General features: G+C 69.4%; 12 protein-coding genes. 4 read left to right on the forward strand and 8 right to left on the reverse strand.

Annotated elements, in window-relative coordinates; translation table 11 throughout:
• The first annotated feature begins 10 nt into the window (after positions 1-10).
• Both ACTOWL_RS28525 and ACTOWL_RS28530 read left to right on the forward strand, forming a co-directional pair.
• Positions 11-4894 carry a PKD domain-containing protein gene (locus ACTOWL_RS28525; RefSeq protein WP_441324667.1) on the forward strand — a complete coding sequence of 1628 codons (4884 nt, stop codon included), beginning with the start codon at positions 11-13 and terminating at the stop codon, positions 4892-4894.
• Complete coding sequence (locus ACTOWL_RS28530) at positions 4891-6669, forward strand: adenylate/guanylate cyclase domain-containing protein (protein ID WP_441324668.1); 1779 nt, start codon at positions 4891-4893, stop codon at positions 6667-6669. The genes ACTOWL_RS28525 and ACTOWL_RS28530 overlap by 4 nt, the downstream gene beginning before the upstream one ends.
• Before the next feature lie 278 nt (positions 6670-6947).
• On the opposite strand, the gene ACTOWL_RS28535 is transcribed toward ACTOWL_RS28530, so the two are convergent.
• From ACTOWL_RS28535 to ACTOWL_RS28565, 7 genes are all read right to left on the reverse strand, one after another.
• Entirely contained in the window at positions 6948-7742 is a 795-nt protein-coding gene (locus ACTOWL_RS28535; protein ID WP_441324669.1) for a VOC family protein, read from the reverse strand.
• A 34-nt stretch (positions 7743-7776) separates the two neighbouring features.
• Positions 7777-8958 (reverse strand): Gfo/Idh/MocA family protein, encoded by a 1182-nt coding sequence (locus ACTOWL_RS28540; RefSeq protein ID WP_441324670.1) that lies wholly within the window; start codon positions 8956-8958, stop codon positions 7777-7779.
• A gap of 16 nt (positions 8959-8974) precedes the next feature.
• Complete coding sequence (locus ACTOWL_RS28545; protein ID WP_441324671.1) at positions 8975-9706, reverse strand: SDR family oxidoreductase; 732 nt, start codon at positions 9704-9706, stop codon at positions 8975-8977.
• Complete coding sequence (locus ACTOWL_RS28550) at positions 9706-10548, reverse strand: carbohydrate ABC transporter permease (protein WP_441324672.1); 843 nt, start codon at positions 10546-10548, stop codon at positions 9706-9708. Before ACTOWL_RS28550 ends, ACTOWL_RS28545 begins: the two co-directional genes overlap by 1 nt.
• On the reverse strand, positions 10545-11432 hold the full coding sequence (locus ACTOWL_RS28555) for a carbohydrate ABC transporter permease (RefSeq protein WP_441324673.1): 888 nt from the start codon (positions 11430-11432) through the stop codon (positions 10545-10547). Before ACTOWL_RS28555 ends, ACTOWL_RS28550 begins: the two co-directional genes overlap by 4 nt.
• Before the next feature lie 92 nt (positions 11433-11524).
• Complete coding sequence (locus ACTOWL_RS28560; RefSeq protein WP_441324674.1) at positions 11525-12346, reverse strand: sugar phosphate isomerase/epimerase family protein; 822 nt, start codon at positions 12344-12346, stop codon at positions 11525-11527.
• A gap of 23 nt (positions 12347-12369) precedes the next feature.
• Positions 12370-13623: an ABC transporter substrate-binding protein gene (locus ACTOWL_RS28565; protein WP_441324675.1), complete on the reverse strand. Its 1254-nt coding sequence runs from the start codon at positions 13621-13623 to the stop codon at positions 12370-12372.
• A 285-nt stretch (positions 13624-13908) separates the two neighbouring features.
• Between ACTOWL_RS28565 and ACTOWL_RS28570 the strand changes: the two genes are divergently transcribed.
• Entirely contained in the window at positions 13909-14940 is a 1032-nt protein-coding gene (locus ACTOWL_RS28570; protein WP_441324676.1) for a LacI family DNA-binding transcriptional regulator, read from the forward strand.
• Positions 14941-14968: 28 nt separating this feature from the next.
• Here ACTOWL_RS28570 and ACTOWL_RS28575 read toward each other — a convergent pair whose 3' ends face one another.
• Positions 14969-15679 carry an SDR family NAD(P)-dependent oxidoreductase gene (locus ACTOWL_RS28575; RefSeq protein ID WP_441324677.1) on the reverse strand — a complete coding sequence of 237 codons (711 nt, stop codon included), beginning with the start codon at positions 15677-15679 and terminating at the stop codon, positions 14969-14971.
• A 116-nt stretch (positions 15680-15795) separates the two neighbouring features.
• Here ACTOWL_RS28575 and ACTOWL_RS28580 point away from each other — a divergent pair, with 116 nt between their 5' ends.
• Positions 15796-16737 (forward strand): LysR family transcriptional regulator, encoded by a 942-nt coding sequence (locus ACTOWL_RS28580; protein ID WP_441324678.1) that lies wholly within the window; start codon positions 15796-15798, stop codon positions 16735-16737.
• Positions 16738-16758: the final 21 nt, after the last annotated feature.

Consider the following 16758-nt stretch of genomic DNA (forward strand, 5'->3'; position numbering starts at 1 on the left):
GGCGGGGGCGATGAGCAAGACGGCAGGACACTCGGGTAGGACAGCGTTCGGCATCGCCTTGGCGGTGTTGGCGGGGGCATGGGCGTCGCCGGTGCAGGCCGACGACAGGCCGGCCCTGATCACCTTCGGCCGGGATGCGCCCACCCGGGAAGGCGACTTCTACCGCGAGCAGACGATCTATGTCAGCGTGCCGGAGGGCTCGACCGAGCGGCTGTGGATCAACGTGTTCGATCCCGGAATCGGCCCGGAATTCGACCAGACGATGGGTCCGGCCGGGGCGAACCGGACCCGCTACGCGGTGTTCGGCGGCCCCGGTGCGTTCTGGGTTCCCCCGCTGGTTCCCGCCGTGCCATCGCCCGAGCAGTCGGCTGCGGGCACGCTGATCGCGGAGAAGGTCTTCGGCGCGGAGCCGGAGGCGGTCGGCCAGTGGCGGAATGTGGCCGTCGTCGATCCGCGCCAGGGCGAAGCCGTGGACGGGCGGCGGATCTTCCGCCTGCTGGTGCAGGGCCTCGAGGGGGCCGCCGGCAACGTCTACGACGTCGCGGTGAGCGCCCGCGAAACCCGGCAGGTGGAGCCCGAGGGGCTGGAGATCTTCGCGTACCGGCCCGTCGTCCGCGTCCCCGATCAGAAATCCTTCGCGCAGCTGCGGTTCCGCCCGCCGGCAGGGGCCGACCGGCTGGTCGTCCACGGCTTCGATCTGGCCCATGGGACCCTGCAACTGACGACCGCCTTCTCCTCGGTTCCGCTCAAGGCGTCCGGCCAGGACGAGTGGGCGACGACCGAGGTCTCTTCCGTCCCGGGCCCGGCCGGGGCGGAGGCCGCTCTCGACTTCGGCCGCGGCGTGGAGATGCCGAACGACGCCACCTTCATGATCGCCGATGCCGCGGGCGCGCCGGTACGGTTCGAGCTTCCGGTGAAGCTGTGGCCGGCCCTCGTCCGGCCGAAGCCGGCGGTCGACCGGGTCGATCTCGCGGCCTGCGGGTCGGTCTCCTTCGATGCCGGCAGGTCCGTCGATCCGAAGGGCGGTCCGCTGGCCTATCGCTGGGACTTCGGCGACGGCGCCACCGCCGACGGTCCGCTGGTCCGCCACGACTACAGGGCGCCGGGCCGGTACAAGGCCCGTCTGGAGATCCTCGGCTCCTCCGCCAGGATCGGCGACGGGGCCGCGACCGATGTCCCGGTCGACGTGCAGGTGCCCCCTGAGGCCCGCATCGCGTCCCCCGCATCCGCGGCAACGGGCGCCGAGGTCGCGTTCGACGGCAGCGGGTCGGTGGCCGGCAGGTTGCCGATCCGGCGCCTGACCTGGCACTTCAACGATGGAGCCACGCTCGCCGGCACCAAGGTCAGCCGGCGTTTCGACAAGCCGGGCCGCTATCTCGCCAGCCTGACGGTCGATGACAGCTCCCGCGAGCCCTGCGGTGCCGACACCGTGGAGGCCGCGATCGTCGTCAACACGACGCCGGTCGCCGTTGCCGGCCCCGGCCGCCGCGTCTCGGTGGGCGAAAGCATCCCCTTCGACGGCCGCCGGTCCTTCGATCCCGACGGCCGGATCACGGCCTACGCCTGGGATTTCGGCGACGGCACGCGGAGCACGGCCGCCGAGCCGCCCCATGCCTATGACAAGCCCGGCACCTACACCGTCACGCTGACCGTCACGGACGACGCCGGCCTGCCCAACTCGACGGCATCGGCCACGGCCACGATCGTCGTCAACGCCCCGCCGCTGTCCGTCGCCGGTCCGGACCGGACGGCCGCCGTCGGCGAGCCGCTGGCGTTCGACGGCTCGGCCTCCGGCGACCCGGACGGCCGCCTCCTGGCCTGGGACTGGGATTTCGGCGACGGCCGCGCGGGGACCGGGGAACAGACGACCTACGCCTTCAGCCAGCCCGGCCTCTATCGGGTGAAGCTCACCGTGCGGGACGATTCCGGCACCGATTCCGCGACCAATGAAAGCACGCTCAGCGTGCGGGTGAACGCCCCGCCGGTCGCACTGGCCGGCGCCGATCAGCTGGTCACCGCCAGCGCCGTGACCTTCGACGGCACCGCCTCCACCGATTCGGACGATGCGATCGCGGAATACGCCTGGGATTTCGGGGACGGCAGCACCGGCACCGGGCCGCGGCCGACCCATGTCTACGAGACCCATGGCCGCTACCAGGTCCGCCTGACGGTGACCGATCGGTCGGGAACGAAATTGAACGCGGCGACCGACAGCCTGACCGTGGTGGTCAATGCCCGGCCGGTCGCCGACCCCGGGCCCGACCGGATCGTCGCGCCCGGCGAAAAGGTGGTGTTCGACGGCAGCCGCTCGCTCGACCAGGACGGCGACATCACCGACTATCGCTGGGACTTCCGCGACGGCAGCGTGGCGAGCGGCCGGGTCGCGTCGCACAGCTTCGCCCGGCCGGGGATCTATGATGTCAGGCTGGCGGTGGCCGACGACAGCGGCGATGCCGACGCCGTCGACTACAAGGAGGCCAGGATCACCGTCAACGCCGCGCCGGTCGCCGACCCGGGCGCCGACCGCATCGCCGCGCCGGGCGACGTGGTCAGGCTGAGCGCCGCGAATTCCTACGATCCGGACGGCCGGATCGTCAGCTACCGCTGGGATTTCAGCGACAGCGGCAAAGCCGTGTCCACCGCGCAGGTCGAGCGGACATTCACCGAGCCCGGGCTCTACACCGCCCGCCTCACCGTGGCCGACGACAGCGGCGCGTCGAACGGCTTCGAGTCCCGCGAGGTCGAGATCGCGGTCAACCACGCCCCGGTCGCCGACCCCGGCGACGATGTGGTGACCGAAAGCCTGGTCGTCTCCTTCGACGGCACCGGCTCGGTCGATCCCGATGGGGATGCCCTCAGCTATCGCTGGGATTTCGGCGACGGCGCCTCCGCCATCGGCGCGACGGTGCAGCACACCTATGCGGGCGGCGGCACCTACCCGATCATCCTCGTCGTCGATGACGGCAAAGGCTTCCGGAACTCGGTCGATCAGGCCGCCAGATCCCTGGTCATCCACAAGCCGCCGATCGCGAATGCCGGCGGCAATCGCGAGGTCTGCACCGGCGACGTGATCACCTTCGACGGATCGAAATCCACGGATCCGCAGGGCGGTGCGCTGCGCTACACCTGGGATTTCGGCGACGGGACAGGCTCCGGCATCGTCAACCCGACCAAGACCTATCGCAGCGAGGGGGTCTACCCGGTCACCCTGTCGGTGAGGGACAGTGCCAACCTGTCGAACAGCGACGGTGTCGACCGGGTGTCGGTCAAGGTCGACCAGGGCCCCTATGCCGATGCCGGCCCGGATATCGAAGCCTGCGCGATGTCCCCGATCGATTTCGACGCCTCGCGCTCGTTTGATCCGAACGGGACGATCAAGCGCTACGACTGGGATTTCGGCGACGGCAAGTCCGCGATCGGCGAGAAGCCGAACCATATCTACGAACGTCCCGGCGACTACCGGCTGTTCCTGAAGATCGAAGGCCAGCGTTTCGGCAAGTGTGATCCCCACTCCACCGACGAGATGTCGGTCCGGATCCTGCGGGGACCGGTCGTCAAGATCGTCGCCCGGGCGGCGGCGCCGCTCGGCGACGTCACCTTCGACGGTTCCGGCTCCGCCATTCCGGGCGGCAAGATCACCGGCTGGAGCTGGGATTTCGGCGACGGCAAGTCCGCCGAAGGCGCGGTCGTCACGCACCGCTTCACCGAACCCGGCCGGAAGAAGGTCACCCTGGCCGTGACCAGCGATTCGACCTCCCCCACCTGCCAGCGGGTGATCGGCACGCATGTCGTGGACGTCAATGCCCCGCCCGTCGCCGTGATCACAGCGCCCGAGAGCATTTCCCAGGGCGAGGAGCTGCTCCTCGATGCCGGCCGATCGCATGATCCGGACGGGGCGATCGCCGTCTACAGCTGGGACTTCGGGGACGGCGAGACGGCGACGGGGGTCCGGGTCAACCGTCGCTTCGGCACCGCTGGTGCCCGCAAGCTGCGCCTGACGGTCGCCGACGAGGCCGGCGTGGAGAACTCGTCCGCGACGGTCGAGCAGATGCTGGTCGTGCGCCCGCCGCCCACGCCCGAGATCGGCCTGCCGGCCGCCGCCTGCATCGGCGAGGACGTTCGTCTCGTCGTCGACGCCGCGGCGAAGCCGGCGGGCGACGGCTGGCGCGACGCGGGCGGGACGAAGGGGGCCCGCACCTTCGTCAGGCGGTTCGAGCATCCGGGCCGCTACGACGTGACGGTCATCCCGGATGATGGCCATGCCCTCGCCGTCAGCCGCCGGCCGCAGACCCGAATCCTGCACGTGAACCGGCCGCCGGTGCCGGTGCCGGGCCCGCAGCGCCTGGTCTGCCCGATGACCGAGGTCGCCTTCGACGGCACGTCGTCCTACGACGATGACGGCCAGATCGTCCGCTACCAGTGGGATTTCGGCGACGGCGAGAGCGCCCAGGAGGCGAAGGCGACCCATGTCTTCGCCAAGCCCGGAACCTATGATGTCGTGCTGACCGTCACCGACGACACGGCGTCGAGCTGCGCCGCGGCCAGCAGGTCGACGCGGGTCGTGGTCAATGCGCCGCCGATCGCCGATGCCGGGCCGCCGTTCGAGGCCTTCGTGGGCGGCGCGGCGGACGCCGTGCTGCTCGACGGCTCGCGGTCCAGCGACCCCGACGGCGGCGCGCTGACGCAGGTGTGGCGGATCGGCGACGGCACGGTCGAGACCGGCGAGCGCGTCCGCCACCTGTTCCGGCAGACCGGCGAGATCCCGGTGGCGCTCACGGTCACCGACAGCTCGGGGCTGCCCTGCGGCGTGGCGACCGACGACACCGTCGCCACGGTCCGCCGGCGGTCGCCGTTGCAGGTGACTGGGACGCCCACGCCCGGATCCCCGGAGTGAGCTCGCTGTCCTGGCCCCTGTCGCTGAGCCTCCGCCGCAAGCTGCTGCTGTTCTCGGCGCTGATCGCCGCGCTGCCGCTGCTCTTCGCCGGGCAGTCGCTGATCCGGATCGCCCGCGACGAGATGAAGAGCACGGCCAATGAGCGGCTGGTCACCACGGTCCGCGAGGTGACCGGCCAGATCGACGACATCTATGAGCGCGCCTGGCTGGCCCCCCTCCTGCTGATCCGCAGCGCCGTCGACAGCCAGCAGGCGAGCGTCGGCGAGAAGGTCGCCATCCTCACCCACGGCATTGCCCAGCTGCCGGATATCGTCGCCTTGCAGATCACCCTCGATGGCGGCCGTCTGCCGCTGGTGATCTCGCAGAACCGGTTCAGCACGACGCTGACGGAAGCGGGCATCCAGCCTTTGCCCCTGCTGCGGGTGCCGCCGGAGGTGATCCTGGCCGTGGCGCCCGATGGGGGGACGGCGGCGCGGATCACGGCCGTCGATTACGAGCCGAAGACCGACACCTGGCTCGCGACCGTGGTCCTTCCGCTCGACAGCAGGTTCAGCGGCGCGCGCGCGGTGCTCTCGGCGCGGATCGATCTCCGCCGCATCCGGGACTTCATCGCCGGCCAGCCGTTCCGCCAGGTCGGCATGATCACCACGGTCGACGCGCAGGGGCGGAAGTTGTTCGACCCCGAGCTGGAAGAGTCGGGCGAGGTCAAGCAGCTGAGCCGGCGCGAGATCGTGAGCAAGGCGCTCGCCGCGCGCGAGGGCGATCAGGCTCGCGCCATCAGCGTCGACACCTATTCGCGGCCGGATGGAACCGCGATGCTCGGCAGCTTCGCCTTCGTCCGCAGCTTCGATTGGGCCGTCATCGTCGAGCAGAGGGAGGCCGACGCGTACTACGCCGCCGATGTCATGATCGAGAGCCTTTTTTACTGGGTGATCGGCGGGCTCGCCGTCGCGGGTCTGGGGGCTGCGGTGTTCGCCCATCGCATCAGCCGCCCGATCCTGGCGATCGGGGAGGCGGCGAACGAGGTGGCCAAGGGGAACTACCGGGTCCAGGTCAGGAATGTGCGCTCCAGGGACGAGATCGGCGAGCTGGCGAAGCGCATCAACAACATGATCGTGCAGATCAACGAACGCTTCGAACTGGCCAAGTTCGTGTCCCACGGCACGATGGATGCCATCCGGCAGTCGGACGAAGCCGGCGTTCGCCTGGGCGGAAGTCGCTGCGAAGTCGCGATCCTCTTCGCCGACATCCGCGGCTACACGGCCTTCGCCGAAAGCCGCGACCCGGAGACGGTGGTCGAGACGCTGAATTTCTATCTCGCGGCCCAGGCCGATCTGGTGGCCGCCCACAATGGCGACATCGACAAATTCGTCGGCGACCAGGTCATGGCCGTGTTCCAGGGCCCGACCATGGCCGCCGACGCCCTGCGCTGCGCCACGGCCATGCAGACGCACATGGCCGATGCCTCGGCTGCCAGCCCCGACCGGGACCTCGCGATCGGCATCGGCATCGACATGGGCGAGGTGGTGATGGGCGCGATCGGCGCACGGGATCGCATGGACTTCACCGTGCTCGGGGATCACGTCAACATTGCCGCCCGCCTGTGTGCGGCCGCCAAGCCGAGGCAGACGCTCGCAACCGTCGCCGTGGTCGAGGCCGCGACCGGCCTGGACCTGCCGCTCGCGTTCCGCGCGCTCGACCCGATCGCCCTCAAGGGCAAGAGCGCACCGCTCAGCGTCTATGACATCCAGCCGGCGAGCCGCGCGGTTGCCTGAGGCGACCGGCGCCCTGCGGTCAGATCCGTTCAATGGAAGCGCCTTGGCGAGAAGGCCGTCAGCGCGTCCGGCGTCGGGCCGCCGCGGAGGAGGGCGGCGACGGATATCGGATCACGAACACCCGGCTGGGACGGCCCGATCCCCTCGAAATGGGGGATCGACGGCCCGATGCGGCGAGGCGCTAAATATGCTTGGATGCCGTGGTCCTAGGCGCCATCCAGTCCGACCCGGAGCTATCCCCACCACGCTCCGGGTCGGACTGAATCCCGGCAGCCCGCTCACAGGTCGCGCAGGTCGGACCGGTCGACGAGCTCGATCTTGACGCCGTCGGGATCGCGGATGAGGCCGATGCGGCCGATGCCGGTTCCCGCCGGCTTCGGCGTGCCCGGCTCGGCCGGCACGCCCTGCGCGGCGAAGGCCGCGAGCGCCGCGTCGACGCTGTCCACGCGCAGCGCGAAATGGCCGTAGATCGAGCCGGCCGTGCTGGGCGTCGGCCGGTGCAGCAGCTCGAGCACGTCGTAGCCATAGTGGAGGTAGACGATGGAGAGCTGGGTGGCCGGGACCTGCATCAGCTTCAGCGTCTTCATGCCCAGCCTGCCCTGATAGAACTCCAGCGCGCCGTCGAGGTCATTCGCCGTCAGCGAATAGTGGTCGAACGACTTGACGATCGGGTGCTCGATCGGATCGACGCGCATCTTCCCGTCGCGCTGGATCAGCTCGACCCGGGCGCCGTTGGGGTCGCGGAGAAAGGCGAGCCGGCCATGGCCTGTCCCCGCGACCTTCGGCGCCACCAGCCCTTCGTGGCCCGCCGCGACGAGGCGCGCGTAATCAGCGTCGAGATCGTCGCTCAGGAAGGCGATATGGGTCACGCCGAAGACCTCGTCGGGCGCCGGTTCGGCCCGGTGGAGCAGCTCGATCAGCCCGCCGGCGATCTGCAGATAGACGACGTCGGTGCGGGTCGACGGGATCAGGCCCTGGAACACGATCTTCGCGCCCAGGATGTGCTGGTAGAAGGCGAGCGATTTCCGGAGGTCTCGGATGACGATGCCATAGTGGTTGAATTCGGTGAGCACGGCCCTGGTCTCCCTGGTTTCCTGCGGTGTGGCGTCAATTGCGGTCGAGATCGACCCGGCGGCCTTCTTCCGCCGAGACGTAGGCGGCGTAGATCACCTCGACGACGCCGCTCGCCAGCGCCAGGCCCGAGAGGGGTTCGCGGGCCTGGGCGATCGCCTCGACGAAGTCCTGCATCTCCTGCGGATAGCCCCGCACCCAGTCCTCGTCGGGGGCGACGGAGATCCAGCCGGTGCGGCTTTCGATCTTCTCGTGCAGATATTCGGTGCCGAAGGCGGCCGGGTCGGGCGTGAACGCCGTCAGCCCATCATTCGGCGTCATCGCGCCGCGATAGACGGCGTTGGTGGTGTAGACCTCGAAGGTGTTGCGCACGCCGCCGAGCGCGGCGAAGGAGGCGGTGACGACGGCCTTGGTGCCGTCGCTGAAGCCGATCACCAGATTCGCCCAGGTCTCGACATCCTGCCAGTCCGAGACCAGCCAGCTGTGGCCGGCCCGGCGGACGGCGTCGGTGTCGTAGAGCGCGGCGACCTCGGCGGTGACGGAGGTGGCCCGGATCGGGCCGGTGCCGGCGATCTCGCCCTCATAGGCCTTGAGGTGCAGCGCCGCCCCGATCGGGTGGGAGCCGAGCATCAGCAGCGACCCGCCGCCCGCGGTCTCGCGCCGGCGGGAGCGCAGGGCGTGCGAGCCGCTGTGGCTCTCCTCGGCGCGGATGTCGATGATGGCCCCCTTCGCCTGCTTCAGCAGCCGCTTGGTCTTGGCCATCGCCGGGGCGTAGACCCAGTTCTCGGCATAGAGGAACAGCACGCCGTTCTCGCGCACCGCCCGCTCGATCTCGCCGACCGATGCCAGGGCCTGCTCGCGCTCCCGCCGCGCCCGCTCGGGACCGGCCGAGCCTCCGGCGCTGCCGAAGGCGCCGGTCATCGGCTTCTCGCAGATGACATGCTTGCCGGCCTTCGCCGCCGCCACCGCGATCGGCGCGTGCAGCGCGTTCGGCACGCACAGGCAGACGACGTCGATGCCGGGCTCGGCCAGCAGCTCCTGCCAGGACGCGCAGGTCTTCGCCACCCCATGGGCCTGGGCGAAGGCGGCGGCGCGCTCGGGCCTGGTGGCGGTCACGGTGGCCAAGCGGATGCCGACCCCATGGACCTGCTTGAGGCCCTCGACATGCAGATGGGCGGAAAAGCCCGCGCCGATGAACCCCACCGAGATCGTCTTCATGCGCCGCTTCGCCTTCTCAGCTCCGGCCGCCGCCCCAGGGCGTGACCGTGATATCGGGGATGTGCAGATGGGCCGGCCGGTCGAGCAGCCAGAGGAAGATCTCGGCGATGTCCGCAGGCCGCAGCATCAAGGCGCGCTGGGCCTCCGACGGCGGCTCCAGCTTGTGGCTCCAGATCGTGGTGTCGACCGGCCCGGGGCTGACCGAGGTGACACGGATGCTGGAGTTCCGATACTCCTCGACCAGCGCTTCGGTCAGGGCCCGGACGCCGAATTTCGTGGCGGCGTAGAGGCTGGCGCCCGGCGTGCTGCGCCAGGCCCCGGTCGACTGGACGTTGAGGATCCAGCCCGCCGGAGCCCGTTCGAGATGGGGCAGCACGGCGCGGCACATCAGATAGGTGCCGGTCAGGTTGGTGTCGATCAGCCGGTGCCACTCCTCCGGCGTCGTGTCGGCCAGCCGGCGGCGCGCGCTCATGCTGACGCCGGCGCTGTTGACCAGCACGTCGATGCGGCCGAACCGGTCGACGACCCCCTGCACCGCCGCCGCGACCTCGGCCTCGTCCCGGACATCGGCGGCGACGCTGACGACCCTGCCGCGATGATCCGGATGCAGGGACGCGATCGCCTCGTCCAGGCGGCCGCGGTCCCGCGCCACCGCGGCGACCTGCAGGCCGTGCCCGGCGAAGGCGGCGACCGTCGCCAGGCCGATGCCCTGGCTGCCGCCGGTGACGATGGCGACCTGGCCGGCCATCAGCCCTTCACCGCGCCCTCGCTCAGCCCGCGGACCAGGAGCTTCTGCGAGAAGGTGAAGACCAGGACGGCCGGAATGCTCATCACCACCGAGGCGGCCATCAACTGCCCCCAATGGATGCCGTTCTCGTCGATGAAGAAGGCCAGCGCCACCGACAGTGGTCGCCGGTCCAGCCCGTTGGTGAAGACCAGCGCGAACAGGAACTCGTTCCAGGCCAGGATGAAGGAATACATCGCCACGGCCGCCAGGGCCGGCTTCGACATCGGGATCACGACGAGCCAGAGCAGCTGCGGCAGCGAGCAGCCGTCGACGATGGCGGCTTCCTCGATCTCCCGCGGCAGGTTGTCGAAGAAGCCTTTGATCATCCAGATCGCGATCGGGAAGATCACCATCAGATAGACCAGGACCAGCCCCTGATAGGTGTTCATCAGGTCGAGGTTCCGCAGCGTCACGAAGAACGGCACGATGACGACGACGCGCGGGAACAGCTGGGTGAACAGGACCGACCACAGCAGCGTGTTGCGGCCGGGAAAGCGGTAGCGCGAGAAGCCATAGGCGCCGAGGACGCCGACGACGAGCGCCACGATCGTCGTCGCGCTGGCGACGATCAGGGTGTTCAGGAAGCTGCGGATCAGATCCGGGTTGCGGAACACGCCGATGAAGTTCTCGAAGGTCAGCGGGCTGGGGATCCAGCTTGGCGGGAAGGCATAGACGTCGCTTTCCTCCTTCAGCGCGGTGCTGACGCCCCACAGCAGCGGCAGGATGCTGAACAGCACCAGGACCAGGCCGGAGCCGTGGACCAGGAGATAGCGCCCGGCGGTTCGTGTCGCCTTCCCGGTCATGCGTCTGCACCCCTCCGGCCGCCCTGGACGCTCCTGCTCGCCAGCCCGTAGACGACGAACAGCGACAGGACGCCGATGAACAGCAGGACGCTCAAGGCGGAGGCGCCGCCCAGGTTGAACTCGCCGAAGCCGACCTTGTAGATCTCCAGGCCCCAGACCCGGGTCGATTCCGCCGGCCCGCCGCCCGTCATGATCACCAGCGTGTCGAAGGAGTTGATGCCGCTGACCGTCTCCAGGATCAGGGCGATGATGATGACGCCCCGCAGCAGCGGCAGGGTGATGTAGCGGAACATCTGCCAGGAGCTGGCTCCGTCGACCCGCGCCGCGTCGTACAGCTCGTTCGGGATGCCCTGCATCCGGGCGAGGATCAGCAGCATGACGAAGGGGAAGCCGGCCCAGGAATAGGCGACGATGACGGTGAAGATGGCGATGTCGGGGTCGCCGAGCCAGTTGAGGGCGAGATCGCCCAGGCCCCAGGAGCGCAGGGTCTGGTTCAGCAGGCCGGTGTCGGTCTGCACGATCCAGCGCCACAGGTTGGCGCCGACCACCGACGGGATCGTCCAGGGCAGGATCACCAGCACGCGCATCCACACCGTGCCGCGCACCCTGGCGTTGAAGATCACCGCGGCCAGGAAGCCCAGCGCGAACCGCAGCACGACGGTGCCGATCACCCAGATCAGCGTCCGCTGCAACAGCGGCCAGGTGCCGGGGTCGTCGAGGATTCTGATGAAATTGTCGAGGCCGACGAACACCGTCCGGAAGGTCGGCAACTGCACCTTGCTGACGCTGAACTGCAGGGTCTGGATGACCGGGTAGAACATCATCAGCCCGATCAGCACGCAGGCGGGCGCGACCAGGATGTAGCCGCGGCCCCATTTCTGCATCGCGATCCATCGGCGCCGGGCACGGGCGGCGGCGCGAGGGGAGGGGGCACCCGGCCGTTCCGCCTCCACCCCCCGCAAGGCCGCCGGCACGGTCACGGGCGCAGCCCGCGCATGAACCGGGCGAAATGGGGCAGGGCGATCTCCGGCGGGGCGATCTCGGGATGCCAGCCCTTCTCCCACTCGAAATGCACGAAGCCCTGGTAGCCGACGCTTTCCAGGAGGTCGATGAAAGACCGGATCGGGACGGTCCCCTCGCCGGTCAGGGCGAAATCGAAGCCGCCGGCGTTCGCCGCCTTCGAATCCTTCACATGGACATGCTTGATCCGGTCGCCGAGCCGGTCCCAGGTGAAGGCGCCGTCCTCGCCGTGGCGGTACGTGTGCAGCGTGTCCCACAGGATTCCGAGGCTGTCGCTCGCGCCGCGGGCATAGAGGTCCAGCACCGCCGGCGAGGTCGAGAAGTCGTCATGCGTCTCGAGCAGCGTGGCGATGCCCCGCGCGGCCGTCAGGTCGGCGACCTCGCCGAGTCCGCTCGCGATGGCGTCGAGCGTCCGCTCCCGGTCCTGCGCGGCCGGGATCGGGCCGCCGAAGACCCGCAGGAACCAGGCCCCGAGCCCTTCGGCGATCGCGAGATTGGCCCGGGCGGCCTCCAGCTGCTGCGCCCGCACCGCCGGATCGAGCGAGGTCATCCGGACGCTGGTGTCGATGCCGACGACCGCGACGCCGGCATTGTCGAAGCGGCGCCGCGTCTCGGCGACCCGCCCCGGCGACAGCTCCTCCAGCGTCGGCAGGTCGACGGTCCCGCGCAGGAACCGGATCTCGACCCCCGCATATCCGTTGTCGCGGGCCATGGCGATGACCTGGTCGACATCGTAGTCGGGGCAGGCGAGCGTGCTGAAGCCGAGCGGGATCACCATGGCGCCTCCTTCGTTGCGGCCCGTCACTTGGTCTCGGCGATGATGGTCTCGATCTGCGCCGCCGCCGCATCGGCCGCCTGCTGCGGCGTGCTCTGGCCGACCAGGACCTTCTGCAGCTCCGTGATCACCGCGGTCTGGATCTGGAACCAGCCGGCGACGGACGGCACCGATCGCGCATCGGCCTCGGCCTCCCGGAAGATGTCGAACTTCGGATCGCTCCAGGGCGGCAGCTTGCGGGCCGAGAGGTTCGCCGGGAAGCGGTTCATCACCTTGGCCTGGATCTCCGGCCGCGCCAGCCATTCCAGGAAGACCTTGGCGCCCTCCGGGTTGCGGGCCCCGACCGGGACGCCCATGGTCCAGCCGCCGGCGCGGTTGACCTTGTCCGGCGCCGTCACCACGCCCCAGCGCAGGTCGGCCTTTTTCGAGAAGGCGTCGAAGGTGTTCGAGGAGCTCGCGATCAGCCCCAGCTTGTCGGCCATGAACAGGGGCTGCAGGTCGCGGGTGGACGAGAAGTTCGGCGTCCCCTCCGGCGAGGCGTGGTGGGTGACGTAGAAGTCCGACCAGTAGGCGATCGCCTTCACGCTGGCGGGGCTGTTGATCGCCGGCGCGCTGTTGTCGGCGGTCAGGAAGTCGCCGCCGAAATACCAGAGGATCGGGCAGAACAGCGACAGCACGTTGGACGGGTCGCTGGCGTCGGCCGGGACGCCGATGCCGTATTGCTGCCCCGGGACGGTCAGCGCCTTGGCGATCCGGACCAGGTCGTCATGGGTCCATTCGGCCGTGGGGTAGGGGACGCCCGCCTTGTCGAAGACCGTCTTGTTGTAATACCAGACCTCGGGCCCGCCGCGGGCCGGGATGGCGTATTGCACGTCGCGATAGCGGCTGGCCCCCCAGATCGCCGGCGAAATGTCGGCGACGTTCAGCTTCGCCGCGACGTCGTCGAGCGGCTGCAGCAGGCCTTGCGCCGCGACGGTCGAGACCCAGGTGGAGTCGAGATCGATGATGTCGGGCGGCGTGCCGCCCAGTGCCGCCGCCGTGAACTTGTCGAGATAGCCGTTGATCGGCAGGGGCTGCACGTTCAGCTGCAGCTCCGGATGGTCCGGCTGCCACAGCTGCTGCAGGATCGGCAGTTGCGGGTCCCACCAGCTGCCGACCCAGATCGTCACGGTGCCGTCCGCCGCCCGCGCCGCAGCGGGGGCGGCCAAGGCCAGCCCGGCGGCGAGGGCCGGAATCGTCACGCATCGCCACAGCAGCTCCCTGAGCGTCCTGTCTCTCATGCGATCCTCCCCTGACGACGCGCGGGCTGTCGTGCCGAAGTCGCTTGGATCGATCTTGCGCGTCGCTGTTCTGCGGCGGTCCGTTTGTGCGGACCGTCCGATGCCTGCGGCTTTCGCCGTCGTCTTTGCCTGATGTCGAAGCAAAGCCGAAATCGGGAGAAAGAGCAAGGGGTAACGTTAATCCTGGCAAGATTCCGGTCGAGCCTGCTATGAAGGCCGTAACAATCGGAGCACCGGGCCGGTCCGGCCCCGGGCGGCCGAGTGTCGTCCCCGGAGGGTTTGCGCGTGAGCCATCGCGTCCGGCTCAAGGACATCGCGGCGAAGACCGGATTCTCGATCAACACGGTCTCGGTCGTCCTGCGCGGCAGCAGCCCCAAGATCCCCGAGGCGACGCGGCGCATCATCGAGACGGCGGCGCGCGAGCTCGACTATCTCCCGAACGCGCTGGCGCGGTCCCTGGTGAGCCAGCGGACGCGCACCGTCGGCATCATCCTCAGCAACCTGCTCAACCCGATCCTGACGCTGTGCGCGCAGCTGATCGAACAGCAGCTGGCGGAGCACGGCTACGACACGGTGATCGCGGCCACCGGCAACGATCTCGTCCGCGAGCAGAAGGCCCTCGACACCCTGCGGGCCCGCCAGGTCGAGGCGATCCTGATCTATCCGACCTCCCACACCAGGCTCGACCACCTGGTGGCGTTGCGGCGGAGCGGCTATCCGGTCATGCTGCTGACCGGCGCGCCCGCCGGCGAGATCGATCTCGTCTCGATCGACAACCGCAGCGGCAGCTACAAGCTCACCGGCCATCTGCTGGGTCTCGGCCATCGCCGGATCGCCTTCCTCGATGCCGGCCAGGCCCATGGCAATCTCGAGAAGTTCGATGGCTACCGGGCGGCCCATGAGGCCTTCGGCGTCGCCGTCGACACCAGCCTCGTCGTCGTCCCGGAGGCCGGCACCTCGGCGCCAAGCGGCTATCGTTCGATGACGCGGGTCATGGCCGCCGCCGCGAGGCCGACCGCCATCCTGGCCTCGGCCGACTCGCTGGCGATCGGCATCCTGCGCTGGTGCCGCGAGAATGGGGTGGAGGTTCCCGGCGAACTGTCGGTGGCGGGTTTCGACGACATCGAGATCTCGGCCTTCCTCGACGTGCCCTTGACGACGGTGAGCTATCCGTCGCACCCGATCAGCGAGAAGGCGGTGGCGCGGCTGATGACGCTGATCGAGTCCGCGGGAGACCTGCCCCCGCCGGAAACGGTGACGATCGATCCCGAACTCGTGGTCAGAAGCTCATGCCGGCCACCGGCCCGGAGGCGATAGCCCTGACCGAGGGTTCGGCGGGTACAGGTCACCAGGGGACAGTGCGGCCCAGATAGTCGAGATACTGCAGGCCCGGGGTTTCCTGCTTCGCGATGAGGACGTTCACCAGGCTGGGAACGCTCTCTTCGATGGAGAGCCTTGCGTCCGGGCCGCCCAGGTCGGTGCGGACCCAGCCCGGCGCCATCACCACCATGGGGCGCGACGTCCCGGCCCGGCGGGCCGCAAAGCTTCGCATGAACATGTTCAGGGCCGCCTTGCTGCCGCGATACAGCTCTCGCTGGCCGGTCTCGTTGTTGCCGATGCTGCCCTGCCCGGACGACATCACCCCGATCAGACCCGTCGCGGAGACGCAGGGCTCCAGGCTCTCGATCACCCGCATCGGGCTCAGGGAATTGGTGACCATGACCTGGACGAACTCATCGGTCGACACCTCGCCGATCGTCTGCGTCGGGTCTCGATTGGCGATCCCGGCATTGACGAACAGCATGTCGAACATCCGGCCGGACAGGCGGTCGCGCAGCGCCGCGATCTGACCGGGTTCGCAGATGTCCAGGATCTCGATCTCGACCCGGCCGCCATGCTCGTCCGCCAGGTCGTGCAGCGGGGTTCCCCCGCCGCGGACCGTGCCGACGACGTTCCATCCCTGTTTCAGGAACTCGGCCGCCATGGCATGGCCGAGACCGCGTGAAGCGCCGACGAGCAGAATGGTGCGGCGGTGCTGATCGATGGAGAGGGGCATTGGGCTCGATGCTTTCGCTGGTGAAGCCGGCCGCTATATGGCGGACCGCGCCGGCTTGCACCAGACGCACAGGATTCAATGAATGATTGCATGCCACGCTATGCCTGGGCGGGCCGATGGGCTATCCCAGGGCCGTGCAAAGCGTGGATCTGAACCTCCTCATCGCGCTGGACGCGCTGCTCACCGAGCGCAGCGTGACCGGAGCGGCCCGCCGGCTCGGCCTGAGTCCATCCGCCATGAGCCGGACGCTGGCGCGGCTTCGCCTCGCGACGGGCGATCCGTTGCTGGTACAGGCCGGCCGCACCCTCGCCGCCACACCCTATGCCGAAGCGCTCAGCGGGCGTGTCCAGGCGCTCGCCCATGACGCCCAGGCGGTGCTGCGGCCGGCCGCCGGCCGGCTGGACCTTGCCGCACTCCATCGGACCTTCACCATCCGCGCCGGCGAGGGGTTCGTGGAGCTCCTGGCCGCTCCGCTGGTGGCGGCGATCACCGCTGCCGCCCCGCATGTCCGCCTCCGGTTTGCGCCGAAGCCCGACAAGGATGCCAGACCGCTTCGGGAAGGGCTGATCGATCTGGAGATCGGGGTGCTCGGAACCTCGGCGCCGGAGGTGCGGACCCAACTGCTGTTCCGGGACCGGCGTGTCGGCGTCGCCCGGGTCGGGCATCCGCTTCTGGCGGCCGGCGGCGTGACGCCGGAACGCTATGCGGCCTGCAGCCATGTCGTGGCGTCACGCGAGGGAGAGTTCCTTGAGCCGGTCGACGATGCCCTGGCGGAATTGGGCCTGAAGCGGACGGTGCTCCTCGTCGTTCCGGGACATCCGGATGCGATGCGGATCGCCGGCCGCTCGGATCTGGTGGCGGTCGTGCCACGGTCTTGCCTCGGCAATGCCCTGGCGGCCGATCATGCCGCCAATCTGGGGCTCGAGAGCTTCGAACTGCCGGTCAGAACGCCGGAGTTCGCCATATCCGCCATCTGGCATCCTCGCCTGGATGCCGACCCCGCGCACCGCTGGCTCCGCGACACCATCATGGCGGTGGGCCGCGAGGCGTATCCGTGACGGCATGGCAAGCGGCGTGAC

This window comes from Inquilinus sp. CA228 (genome assembly GCF_052078665.1).
GTDB lineage: Bacteria > Pseudomonadota > Alphaproteobacteria > DSM-16000 > Inquilinaceae > Inquilinus.